General features: G+C 63.5%; 10 protein-coding genes. 4 read left to right on the forward strand and 6 right to left on the reverse strand.

Translation table 11 applies throughout. The features are described from left to right. Nucleotides 1–15 precede the first annotated feature (15 nt). The 5 genes from VPH41_RS00430 to VPH41_RS00450 all read right to left on the reverse strand — a co-directional run bounded on the left by VPH41_RS00430 (nt 16) and on the right by VPH41_RS00450 (nt 5,423). The gene (locus VPH41_RS00430) at nt 16–969 is read right to left on the reverse strand and encodes a GGDEF domain-containing protein (protein ID WP_287776953.1); all 954 of its coding nucleotides are present in this window, start codon (nt 967–969) and stop codon (nt 16–18) included. A gap of 115 nt (nt 970–1,084) precedes the next feature. Continuing rightward, nucleotides 1,085–2,227, reverse strand: coding sequence for a UbiH/UbiF/VisC/COQ6 family ubiquinone biosynthesis hydroxylase (locus VPH41_RS00435; protein WP_328568606.1), 1,143 nt, complete (start codon nt 2,225–2,227; stop codon nt 1,085–1,087). Between the two features lie 9 nt (nt 2,228–2,236). Beyond that, entirely contained in the window at nt 2,237–3,559 is a 1,323-nt protein-coding gene (locus tag VPH41_RS00440) for an aminopeptidase P N-terminal domain-containing protein (protein ID WP_328569597.1), read from the reverse strand. Beyond that, complete coding sequence (gene murU, locus VPH41_RS00445; protein ID WP_328568607.1) at nt 3,559–4,281, reverse strand: N-acetylmuramate alpha-1-phosphate uridylyltransferase MurU; 723 nt, start codon at nt 4,279–4,281, stop codon at nt 3,559–3,561. The genes VPH41_RS00440 and murU overlap by 1 nt, the downstream gene beginning before the upstream one ends. Before the next feature lie 74 nt (nt 4,282–4,355). Beyond that, nucleotides 4,356–5,423: an aminoglycoside phosphotransferase family protein gene (locus VPH41_RS00450; RefSeq protein WP_152282148.1), complete on the reverse strand. Its 1,068-nt coding sequence runs from the start codon at nt 5,421–5,423 to the stop codon at nt 4,356–4,358. Nucleotides 5,424–5,522: 99 nt separating this feature from the next. Here VPH41_RS00450 and VPH41_RS00455 point away from each other — a divergent pair, with 99 nt between their 5' ends. The 4 genes from VPH41_RS00455 to rsmA all read left to right on the forward strand — a co-directional run bounded on the left by VPH41_RS00455 (nt 5,523) and on the right by rsmA (nt 11,168). Then, the gene (locus tag VPH41_RS00455; protein ID WP_328568608.1) at nt 5,523–7,769 is read left to right on the forward strand and encodes an LPS-assembly protein LptD; all 2,247 of its coding nucleotides are present in this window, start codon (nt 5,523–5,525) and stop codon (nt 7,767–7,769) included. A 103-nt stretch (nt 7,770–7,872) separates the two neighbouring features. Next, nucleotides 7,873–9,270: a peptidylprolyl isomerase gene (locus VPH41_RS00460; RefSeq protein WP_287776947.1), complete on the forward strand. Its 1,398-nt coding sequence runs from the start codon at nt 7,873–7,875 to the stop codon at nt 9,268–9,270. A 28-nt stretch (nt 9,271–9,298) separates the two neighbouring features. After that, nucleotides 9,299–10,339 carry a 4-hydroxythreonine-4-phosphate dehydrogenase PdxA gene (pdxA, locus tag VPH41_RS00465; RefSeq protein WP_442906210.1) on the forward strand — a complete coding sequence of 347 codons (1,041 nt, stop codon included), beginning with the start codon at nt 9,299–9,301 and terminating at the stop codon, nt 10,337–10,339. Between the two features lie 49 nt (nt 10,340–10,388). Continuing rightward, complete coding sequence (rsmA, locus tag VPH41_RS00470) at nt 10,389–11,168, forward strand: 16S rRNA (adenine(1518)-N(6)/adenine(1519)-N(6))-dimethyltransferase RsmA (RefSeq protein WP_152282144.1); 780 nt, start codon at nt 10,389–10,391, stop codon at nt 11,166–11,168. Nucleotides 11,169–11,254: 86 nt separating this feature from the next. Here rsmA and VPH41_RS00475 read toward each other — a convergent pair whose 3' ends face one another. Further along, on the reverse strand, nt 11,255–12,172 hold the full coding sequence (locus VPH41_RS00475) for a LysR family transcriptional regulator (protein WP_070281784.1): 918 nt from the start codon (nt 12,170–12,172) through the stop codon (nt 11,255–11,257). Nucleotides 12,173–12,351: the final 179 nt, after the last annotated feature.

A 12,351-nucleotide genomic window follows, 5' to 3' on the forward strand; every position in this document is an offset into this window, starting at 1 on the left:
TGCGCGGGCCGTTTTTTATGGGGCGGCCGGCGCCGCGATGACCTGGTTGCGGCCCTGGTGCTTGGCCGCATACAGGGCCTTGTCGGCATCGGACATGGCCGCGTCCAGGCTGGCGCCGGCCATCAGGGACGCCACGCCGATGCTGATGGTGACCTGCAGCTGGCGGCCATCGGGCAGGGGGGTGATGGCGGCGGCCACGGCTGCGCGGATGCGTTCGGCCACCTGGTGTGCCTGCTGCAGGGTCGCGTCGGGGAACAGCAGGCCGAATTCCTCGCCGCCCAGGCGCGCGGCCACGTCGGTGATGCGTCCCGTGTCGCGCAGCACCTGCGCCACCGTGCGCAGCACGGCGTCGCCCACGGCATGGCCATGGCGGTCGTTGATCTTCTTGAAATGGTCGAGGTCGGCCACGCCCACGGTCAGTGCGGCGCCGCTGCGCGCCGCGCGCGCCATCGCCTGCTCGGCCTGCGCTTCATAGGCGCGCCGGTTGGGCAGCGACGTCAGCGCATCGTGCAGCGCCTGCTGTTCCAGCTGCGCCAGCAGGCTGGCGTTTTTTGCCGCCAGTTCGCGCCGTTCGCGCACGTCGAGCAGAAAGGCGCCGAAATAGCGCAGGCCATCGACCACGCCCAGGTCCAGCGCCTTCATCTCGATGGGGATCATTTGCGTGTCGCGGTGGCGGATGGCGAATTCGCGTATCTTGCCCAGCACGCTCGAGGTGCGCGAGCTGCGGATGTAGTTGATCACGTGGTTGTCGTGCTGCGCGCTGACGGCGTCGGGCAGCAGGCCGTTCAGGGTCTGGCCCAGCAGTTCTCCGCTGGCATAGCCCGACAAGGCCTGCATGGCGCCATTGATATAGCGGATGCGGCACTGCTCGTCGATGATGATGACGGCGTCGAGGGCGTCTTCCAGCAGGCGGGAAAAAAGGACTTCGGGAAGAGCGGCAGGCGGTGCTGCGGGCAATGCATCTGTCATGGAACGGTCGCCAAAAGCCAGGTGACAGCCATTGTCGCATCCGCGGGCCGTTTACTCCATGCCCGATATCCCGCCTGTTTCTTTTTCGCCCGTGCTCTTTCCTTATTGTCAAGACTCAGCGGCGGCCGTACATCATCAGTTCCGCCAGGCCTTTGCGGGCCGGGCGGAAGGCGTCCAGCAGACCCAGCGACAGGCCCAGCAAGCCCTGCGCAGGGGTATTGCCCGTGAAAATGCGCGCCATGGTGTCGGTCACGCGCACGGTCAGTCCCCGGTCGGCCTGGCGCAGGCTGGCGTAGCGTTCCAGCGCGGCGGGGCTGGCATCTTGCGCCAGCACGCGGGCCAGCACGGCGGCGTCGCGCAAGCCCAGGTTCAGGCCCTGTCCCGCCACCGGATGCAGGGTTTGCGCCGCATTGCCGATGGCCACCGTGCGCGCCGTACCGCCCGCCTGCGCGTTCAGGCCCAGCGGATAGGCCAGGCGCGCCGTCGTGTGGGTGAAGCGTCCCAGGCGGCTGCCGAAGGCGGCGCCCAGGCGCGCCAGGAAGGCCGCGTCGTCGAGCGCCAGCAATTGTTCGGCGCGCGTGGGCGGCACGCACCACACCAGCGCGTAGCCGTCGTCCTGCGGCAGCAGGGCCAGCGGCCCCTCGTCGGTGAAGCGCTCGTACGCGCGGTGGGCGATGGGGCTACTTGTGCGCACATGGGCAATGATGGCGCTTTGGCCATAATCGCGGCTGACGGCGCGTTCCTGCTGCTGGCCGAACAGGCCGCCCTCGGCCTGCACCAGCAGGCTGGCGCGCAAGCTGGACGCGGCGCCCGCCTGGTCGATCTGCACGCTCACGCCATCGGCGTCTTCCACGCTGCCCGTCACCAGCGCCGGGCGCAGGCTGGCCACGCCCAGGCGTTCGCAGACGTCGGCCAGCGCGCTGACGACGGCGCCGTAACGGGCCACATAGCCGAGCGCCTCGACGCCATGCTCGCCGCGGTCCATCAGGCTGCGCCCGAACTGGCCGCGGCGCGAGACGTGGATCTGGTGGATAGGCGTCGCCTCGACGGGCCAGGCGCCCGCTTCCTCGAGAATCTGGCGGCTGCCGTGCGACAGCGCGATGGTGCGCGGGTCGCGTCTGGCCTGTTCGATGGACTTGGCGTCGAGCAGGGCGATGCCGGCGGCGCGGCTGCCCCGCTGCACCAGCAGGGCGGCCAGCGCCATGCCGACGGGGCCGGCGCCGCAGATGGCGAGATCGAAAGTGGACGGTGTATGCATGCGGCGGCGTTAATCCTGTGACATCAGTTGTTCGATTTCAGCGACGCTCCGGGGCGCCGTGCTGAAGACTTCATGGCCTTGCGGCGTGACCAGCACATCGTCTTCGATGCGGATGCCCGTGTGCCAGAACTGCTCCGGCACACCGGCGCCGGGGCGCACGTAGATGCCCGGTTCCACCGTCAGCACCATGCCTGCTTCCAGCGCGCGCCACGGCTTGCCGGGCGCGCCCGTGTCGCGGTAGGCGCCCACGTCGTGCACGTCCATGCCGAGCCAGTGGCTGGTGCCGTGCATGTAGAAGGGCAGGTAGGCCTTGTCGGCGATGACGTCCTGCACGCTGCCGCTCTTTTGCCGGTCCAGCAGCTGTAAATCCAGCATGCCCTGCGCCAGCACCTGCACGGCCGCCTCGTGGATGGCGCTGTGCGGCAAGCCGGGGCGCACCATGTCCAGCGCCGCCTGCTGCGCGGCCAGCACCAGCTCATACAGGTCCCGCTGCGCGGGGCTGAAGCGGCCGTTGACGGGCCAGGTGCGCGTGATGTCGGAGGCGTAGCCATCGAGTTCGCAGCCCGCGTCGATCAGCACCAGTTCGCCCTCTTTCAGCAGCGCGTTGTTGGCGCTGTAATGCAGGATGCAGGCATTGTCGCCGCCGGCCACGATGGAGGAGTACGCGGGAAATTGCGCGCCGCTGCGGCGGAATTCATACAGCAGCTCCGCTTCCAGCGCATATTCGTGCATGCCGGGCCGCGTGGCACGCATGGCGCGCACGTGGGCCGCGCTGGAAATGGCGGCCGCGCGGCGCATCAGGCCCTGTTCTTGCGGGTCTTTCAGCAGGCGCATGGCGTCGAGCATGCCGCTGATGTCATGCGCGATGGACGGCGCCGTGATGCCGCTGCGGGCTTTTTGCCGCACATTGTGCAGCCAGACCTTCACCTGCGCATCGAGGCTGCCGCCCAGCGCATAGTAGATGGCGGGGGCGTCGGCCAGCAGGCGGCCCATTTCCACGTCGAGTTCCTCGATGGGGAAGGCGCTGTCAAAACCGAAGGTGATGCGCGCCGCCTCGGGGCCGTGGCGAAAGCCGTCCCAGATTTCGCGCTCCGTGTTCTTGGCGCGGCAAAACAGGATGGCGCGCGCGGGCGCCGTGGCGCTGGCGGCCACCAGCGCCACGGCGCTGTCGGGTTCCGTAAAACCGCTGAGGTAATAGAAAGAGCTGTCGTGGCGGTACGGATAGTCGCAATCGCTGTTGCGCGGCACTTCGGGCGCCGTGGCGAGGATGGCGACGCTGCCGGGCAGCATCTGCGCCAGCAGCGCGGCGCGGCGTGCCGCGTAGTTGGCCATCATGCCGCAGGCGCCTTCGGGCTGGCGACGCCGTTGAGGGCGTCGAGCTGCGCCGGCGTGCCCACATTGGTCCATTCGCCCGGATAGACTTCGCCGCCCACGCGGCCCTGGTCCGCGTAGCGGCGCAGCAAATCGCCCAGCCTGGCGTGGCTGCCCGGCGTGATGCCGTCGAACATCTCGGGACGGTACACGCCGATATTGGCGAAGGTCCACTTGGTTTCGTCCGTATTGTTGATCGCAAATAAGGTCAGGCCGAAGTCGCCTTGCGGATGGAAGTCGGGATTGGGCACCAGGTAGGTCCAGGCGATGTCGCGCTGGTCGGCCGGATACGGCGTGCCCAGCACATCCTTGTCGGCCAGCACGTCGAGCACTTGTTTGAAATCAAAATAGGGGCAGTAGATGTCGCCGGAAATGGCGAGGAACGGTTCCTCGCCCAGCAGGTGGCGCGCCTGGGCGATGCCGCCCGCCGTTTCCAGCGGCGTGCTTTCCGGCGAATACGCGATGCGCGCGCCATATGCGCTGCCGTCGCCCAGGGTTTCCTCGATCAGGTGGCCCAGGTGGGAATGGTTGATGACGATCTCCGTGATGCCGGCGCGCACCAGGTTCAGCACATGCCAGACGATCAGCGGACGGCCGCGCACTTTCAGCAGCGGTTTGGGACAGGTATCGGTAAGCGGACGCATCCGTTCACCGCGGCCTGCGGCAAAGATCATGGCTTTCATGGTGGAACTCGTTTTCTGTGCAATAAGTGAAAGGCGGGGCCGTGGCCCCGCAGCGGACGGGTCAGGTGCGCCGATTAAAAAGTGTAGCCGACTTGCGGTGTCTTGTTTTCCAGCGCATCGAGCAAACGCACCAGCGGCTTGAGTTCCGTGTAGCGGTTGGCCGTCTTGCGCACGTAGTCGAGCACGGTCGGCAGGTCGCCCATGTACAGGTCCTTGCCGTCGCGGTAGTTCAGGCGCGCGAACAGGCCGAGGATTTTCAGGTGGCGCTGCAGGGCCGTGAATTCGAAATCGCGGTAGAAGGCGTCGATGTCGGGATTCACTGGCAAGCCCAGCTGCTTGGCGCGCTGCCAGTAGCGGATCACCCAGTCGAGCACCAGTTCTTCATCCCACTGGATGTAGGCGTCGCGCAGCAGCGAGGCGATATCGTAGGTGACGGGACCGAAGACGGCGTCCTGGAAGTCGAGGATGCCGGGATTGGGGATGGAACCATCGTTGATGTGCATCAAATTGCGTGAATGGTAGTCGCGGTGCATGAAGACTTGTTGCTGCGACAAGATGTTCGCTGTGATGGCTTCGAAGACCTTGTCCAGCTGGGTCTGTTGCACATCCGTCAAGGTGGCGCCCAGGTGCTTGCCGATAAACCATTCCGGGAACAGATTCATTTCGCGCAGGATGAAGGCGCGGTCGAATTCGGGCAAGACGTCGGGCTGGCTGGCCAGCTGGATTTTCATCAAGGATTCCAGCGCTTCGGCGTACAGCACGCTGGCGTTGTCGTGGTTCAGCGCGTCCAGGTAGGTGGTCGTGCCCAGGTCGGAGAGCAGCAGGAAGCCATTGTCCAGGTCTTGCGCGATGATCTCGGGCACGGAGACGCCGGCGCCTTTCAGCAAGCCGGCCACCTTGACGAAGGCGGGCACGTTTTCGCGCTCGGGCGGCGCATCCATGGCAATTAATGTACTTCCTGGCAATGTTGTGTTGCCTGGCAGTACGTCGAGACGGTAGTAGCGGCGGAAGCTGGCATCGCTGGAAGCGGGGCGGGCAGAATCGGGTGCGACGAGGTTAAGCGAGGTCAACCAGGCTTTCAACAGGGTCAGGCGAGCGTCGGCCTGGGCCGGCGCGGTGGAGGAATTGGAAGAGAATGACATTAAGCGGCCTGTGGAATCGGGTTGATGGTGCAGATTCCCATATAATAAGGGATTCAAATCAAAAAATCGCCTGTCAATGGTGCTTGCCCCTTCCAATTCATGAGCTGGTTTTCGGCCTCCCCCCCTTCGCAGCGCTGGGCTTTCGCCATCAGCGCGCTCGTCGCCGCCACGACGGTGCCTGTCCACGCCCAGAAAGCACCGCGTCCCGTGCATGTGGAAGATCCCGACGCGTCCACCGTCATGACGGCGAACAGCATGAACGGACGGCCGGAAAGGGAGATCAATCTCGACAAAAATGTCGTGATTGAGCGCGGAAAAACCACAAAAATGACGGCCGATACAGCTTGTTACAAACAAGTTGAAGATCAGTTCGATGCCGAGGGCCATATCAAGATGTGGCGTTTCGGCGATTACTACACGGGCGACGTGCTGAAGCTGAACATGGAGACCGGCAAAGGTTTCCTGCTCAACCCGACGTACCGTTTCGAAGTGGGCGGCGGCCAGGGCAAGGCCGAGCGCGTCGACTTCATCAACCCCGATGAAGCCAACGTCATCGACGGCACGTACAGTACCTGCGAAGGACCGAATCCCGACTGGTACCTGAAATCGAGCACCTTGAACCTCGATACGGGCCGCGACGTGGGCACGGGCAGCAAGACCATCATCTATTTCAAGGACGTGCCTATCCTGGGCACGCCTGGCATCTCGTTTTCGCTGTCGGGCGCGCGCCGCTCGGGCTGGCTGGCGCCCACGCCGGGCTTTGCCTCGAAGAACGGTTTCGAGCTGCTGGTGCCGTATTACCTGAACATCGCGCCGAACCGCGACCTGACTCTGTTCCCCCGCTACATACAACGGCGCGGCATCCAGCTCGGTGCGGCGGGCCGCTACATGGGCGAGACGGATGCCGGTCTGTACAGCGGTGAAACGTCGTTTGAGTTCTTGCCTAACGACAAGCAAACCAAGACCAACCGCTACCTGATCAAGTCCAAGCACGAGCAGGCGCTGGCCAAGGGCTGGACCTATAGCTGGGACCTGCGCGACGCATCGGATAATAATTATCCCAACGATTTCTCGAAAACCGTCGCTTCCGCCACCGAGCGCCAGTTGCTGCGCGAATTGCGCACCGATTACCGCACCGAAGACTGGAGCCTGACGGCGCGCGTGCAGAATTACCAGGTGCTGCAGGATCCCGATCCCACGGTGACCGTGCCGCGTCCGTATGACCGCTTGCCGGCGGTGAACTTCCATGCTGGAAAATATGACGTCTGGGGCGGCTTCGACTGGACTTTCGATGCGGAAGCGACGCGCTTTGCCCATCCGACCCAGGTGCAAGGGTCGCGCCTCGTGGTCGTGCCGCAGGTGAGTTTCCCCATCGTCCGTCCCGGCTACTTCGTCACGCCCAAGCTGATGCTCAATGCCAGCGCGTATCAGCTCGACAACGACGCCAGGACCAAGGCGCTGCTGTTCAATACGACCTCGTTTACGCGCGCCGTGCCCACCTTCTCGGTCGACAGCGGCCTGGTGTTTGAACGCGACACGAACCTGTTTGGCGCCAAGGGCGGCACGCAAACCCTGGAACCGCGCCTGTTCTACGTCTACACGCCATACCGCGACCAGTCGCAGTTCCCGAAATTCGATACGGCCGACGGCACCTTCAACCTGACGCAGATCTTCACGGAAAACCGGTTTGTCGGCAGCGACCGCATCGGCGACGCCAACCAGGTGACAGCCGCCCTGGTCTCGCGCTTCCTGCAGGCAGATGGCACGGAACGCATGCGCCTGACCTTCGGCCAGCGTTTCTATTTTGCCGACCAGCGCGTGCAGCTCAATTCGACCACGCCCGTCAACCAGTCGCGTTCGGACATCCTGCTGGCCGCGACGGGCCGCGTGTCCGAGACTTGGACCGCCGACAGCCTGGTGCAGTACAATCCCAGCGATCGCCAGTTGATGAACTACAACTACACCTTGCAATATCAGCCTGGTGCCAAGAAAGTATTGAATTTCAGCAACCGTTTCCAGCGTGGCGATGCTGGTTGGCGCAATGCGGAAGTATCGACGCAATGGCCGCTGACGGACCGCCTGTATGGCGTGGGCCGCATCAGTTACTCCTTGAAGAATCGCAGCATGCTGGAAAGCCTGGTCGGCCTGGAATACAAGGGCGACTGCTGGGTCTTCCGCATGGGGGCGCAGCGTTTCGTGACGACGTCCAATACGGTATCGACGCCGATCTTCTTCCAGCTGGAACTGACGGGGCTGTCGAATGGCCTGGGCCTGGGCGCGAATGGCCTGGAAACATTTACAAAAACCATCCCTGGTTATCAGGCACTGAGCCAGCCACTCCGTTAAGATAGGCACCGTTGCCGCCGCCGGCGTTCCCGGCGCTGGCACAAACCGGTTTTTTTATTCACCTGAACTCATGAGCGCTCTACACATTATGCGTAATGCCAGTATGCACCAACTCAAAATTGCAACGGTTTTGTTGTGCGCCATTTCCGGCGCCACGACCAGTAGTGTCTGGGCGCAACAGGCTGCGCCAGCTCCTGCGGCCACCCCCGCTGCTGCACCCGCTGCCGCACCGGTCAAGGGCTTCACGCCACCGGCGTCCAGCAGTGGCCAGACCATCGATTCCATCGCCGTCGTCGTCAATGACGATGTGATTACGCGCAATGAAGTAGCGGCCCGTATCAAGAGCGTGGAGCAGCGCATGAAGGCGCAGAACGTGCCCTTGCCCGATCCTGCCGACCTGCGCCGCCAATTGCTGGAGCGCATGATTGTCGAGCGCGCGCAAATGCAGCTGGCCAAGGAAATGGGCGTGCGCGTGGATGACCTGACCCTGGACCGCGCCATCGGCCGTATTGCTGAACAGCAAAAAATGACGGTGCAAGACTTGCGCAACCAGATGGAAAAAGAAGGCACGCCGTTTGCGACCTTCCGCGAAGAAATTCGTGATGAAATCATCATGCAGCGCCTGCGCGAGCATGAAGTCGACGCCAAGATCCAGATTTCCGATTCCGAAGTGGATAACTTCCTGGAAGCGGAAAAAGCGGCGGCCAGCGAGCAAGTCGAGCTGAACCTGGCGCAGATTCTCGTGCGCATTCCGGAAAACTCCAGCCCCGAACAGATCGCCGCACGCCGCGCGCGCGCCGAAGAAGTCAGCCGCCAGCTGCGCACGGGCGCCGATTTCGCCAAGATGGCCGCCAGCTATTCCGACGCCAGCGATGCGCTGAGCGGCGGCGATATCGGCTGGCGCAATAGCGACCGTTTGCCGCCCCTGTTCACGGAACAGCTGCTGAAACTGAAGCCGGGCCAGATCACGCCCATCATCAAGAGCAACACGGGTTTCCACATCCTCAAGCTGGTGGACCGCCGCAGCGCGGCCGAGGCGCAAGCCGTGGCTGCCGTGCAGCAGACGCACGCGCGCCATATCTTGCTGAAAATAACCCCGACCCTGTCGGCGGCCGAAGCCAAGCGCAAATTGCTGGAATTGAAAGAACGTCTCGATAACAAGGCCGCCAAGTTCGAAGACCTGGCCCGTTTGTTCTCGAACGACGGTTCGGCGGCCAAGGGCGGCGACCTGGGCTGGTTGTATCCGGGCGACACCGTGCCGGAATTCGAAACGGCGATGAATGCGCTGAAACCGGGCGAGGTGAGCGAGCCGATCGAGTCGAGCTTTGGCTTCCACCTGATCGAAGTGCTGGAACGCAAGAGCGACGATGTCTCGAAAGAGAAGCAACGCAGCGCCGCGCGCAACGCCTTGCGCGAACGCAAGCTGGAAGAAGCGACGGAAAACTGGGCGCGCGAAGTGCGCGACCGTGCCTACGTCGAATTCCGCCCGGACGACCAGTAATGTTGCCGACTATTTGCGCATGAGTAACTTGCCTGTTGCACGCCGCCCGGCCATCGCCATCACCTGTGGCGAACCGGCCGGCGTCGGCCCGGAAATTTCGATCCGCGCCGCCTGGGCCATGCGGCATGAAGTCAACGCCATCCTGCTGGGCGACGCCGCCTTCCTGGCGCTGACGGCCAGCCTGATCGACCCGGAGATCCGCCTGGCGGCGCTGTCGCTGCAAGCCGTGCGCAACAGCGGCCTGCCCCAGTTCGGACCGGGCCGCCTGGCCGTGATCGACATCCCCACTGTAAACAATGTCATTCCTGGCGTGCTGGACAAGGAAAACGGGCGCTCCGTGCTCGCGACCCTGGACGCGGCCGTGGAAGGTATACAGGCCGGCTGGTTTGGCGCCATGGTCACGGCACCCTTGCAAAAGAGCACGATCAACGATGCGGGCGTGGCTTTTTCCGGCCATACGGAATACCTGGCAGAAAAAACCGGCACGCCGCAAGTGGTCATGATGCTGGCCGGCGAACCCGGCCATGGCGAACCGACCCTGCGCGTGGCGCTGGCCACCACGCATCTGCCATTGAAGGACGTGTCCGCCGCCATCACGATGGACAGCCTGGCCGTCACGCTCGATATCATCGCGGCGGACCTGCAACAGAAATTCGGCATCGCCGCGCCGCGCATCCTGGTGACCGGCCTGAACCCGCACGCGGGCGAGGGCGGGTATCTTGGGCGCGAGGAAATCGATGTCATCGCCCCGGCCATTGCCGCGGCGCAAGCGCGCGGCATCGATGCGCGCGGACCGTATCCGGCCGACACCCTGTTCCAGCACAAATACCTGGCCGATGCCGATTGCGTGCTGGCCATGTACCACGACCAGGGCTTGCCCGTGCTGAAATACGCGACCTTCGGGCGCGGCATCAATGTCACCCTGGGCTTGCCGCTGATCCGCACCTCGGTCGACCACGGCACGGCGCTGGACCTGGCCGCGCAAGGGCTGGGGCTGGCTGATTGCCACAGCATGGAGCAGGCCCTGCAAACGGCGCTCGGCATGCTGCGCGCCAGCACCCGCGCCTGATTTCCCGGTTTTACCCCGCTACACCGCCTCTAGAATAGAAAAACAGAATATGAAACACGTTGCCCGCAAACGCTTTGGCCAGAACTTCCTGCATGACCGCTTCGTCCTCGACGACATCACGGCCGCCATCGCGCCGCAGGCGGACGACGCCATGGTCGAGATCGGCCCCGGCCTGGGCGCCATGACGGAGCAGCTGCTGCGCCATTTGAAACAGATGCATGTGGTGGAGCTGGACCGCGACCTGATCGTGCGCCTGGAAAAGGCCTTCAATCCCGCCAAGCTGACGATCCATTCGGGCGACGCGCTGAAGTTCGATTTCGCGCAGATTCCCGTGCCGGCCGGCCAGAAGCTGCGCATCGTGGGCAACTTGCCGTACAACATATCCAGCCCCCTGCTGTTCCACCTGGCCGATTTCGCGCCGCTGGTGCAGGACCAGCATTTCATGCTGCAAAAGGAAGTCGTCGAGCGCATGGTGGCCGAACCGGGCAGCAAGGCGTATGGCCGCCTGTCCGTGATGCTGCAATGGCGCTATGACATGTCGCTGCTGTTCATCGTGCCGCCGACGGCGTTCGATCCGCCGCCGAAGGTGGAATCGGCCATCGTGCGCATGATCCCCGTGGCCGAACGCCTGGCCTGCGACCAGGCCACCCTGGAAGCGGTGGTCATGAAGGCTTTCTCGCAGCGCCGCAAGGTGATCCGCAACTGCCTGGCCGGCATGTTTACGGAAGAGCAGATCAAGGCGGCCGGCATCGACCCGACCCTGCGTCCGGAAACGGTGGGGCTGGAGCAATACGTGGCCCTGGCGAATTTGCTGAAGGCGCCGCAGTAATCGCAAGAGCTGGGGTCAGATCCACTCTACCCGCAGCGCCTGAGCAGGCGTCGACGCGAGTGGGGGGCTGACCCCGGTAGTGACCATCAAAACCACTGGTCGACTTGCTGCAGATCCTGCCGCAACGCTGAAAAGCAGTCGTCGACATGGTGGTTGCGGCTGATTTCATTGCGCCGCATCAAGGCGATCTTGCGCTTGCACGTGGGCTGGCGCAGGGGCGCCACGTGCAGGTCTTCGTCGTTGAGGAAGGTCGTGTACAGGCTGGGCATGATGCCTACGGCGATGCCGGCGCGTACTACGCCATACAGCGACTCGCTGTGGATCATCTGGTACAGGCTGGACGGGCTCAGGCCATGCTGGCGCAGCGCGCTCGAGGCGAACTCCCAGATGCTGCCCTTGGTAAACACGACGATTTCCTGCCCCGCCAGCTGCTCCCAGCGCACTTCCTTCAGCGGCGCCAGCGCATGGCGTCCCGCCGTCACCAGCACCAGTTCATCTTCGAACAGGCCCACGCTTTCCAGCGACACGGAACCGGGCACCTCGATGCCCACGCAAAAATCCAGCTGCCCCGAATGCAGCGCGTGCAGCAAGCCGTCATTGGGCATGTCCGACAGGACGATTTCCACTTCATCGCCATGCTGCTCGCAGTAGCGCGCCACCACCACGGCCGTCATGGCCATGGCCGAAGGGATGGCGCCGATGCGGATGCGGTGGCGTCCGCTGCCGATGGCGCGCTGGATATCGGCAAAGGTGTTGCTTGCCGTATTCAATAAATGCGTGGCGTAGTCGAGCGCCAGCTTGCCTTCGCGCGTCAGTTCCAGCTGGTGGGTTGTGCGGTTAAACAACTTTTTTCCCAGTTGGTTTTCCAGCAGCTTGATCGACGCGCTGAGGGCCGGCTGGGTCACGCACAATTCCTGTGCAGCCTTGCTGAAGCTGTTTACCCGGGCTAGGGTGGAAAACGCTTGTAAATGTCGTAAGGAAATCTTCTTGCTCAGTTCATGCATGGGTTTGCTTATTAGAAAAAGTAATGGATTTATAAAAATAAACAAATTTTCTTATCCCTCAATTTACCATATTCTGGACTGGTCTTTACTTGTCTTGAATGCAACAATATTCGGGAGAAGCGCCTGGAATGCGGCGCCGGCACTCGCGGCGCAGCGCCAGGCAAGGGACGCATCAATAA

Origin of the sequence: Janthinobacterium sp. P210006 (assembly GCF_036231885.1) — a bacterium.
GTDB lineage: Bacteria > Pseudomonadota > Gammaproteobacteria > Burkholderiales > Burkholderiaceae_D > Janthinobacterium > Janthinobacterium violaceinigrum.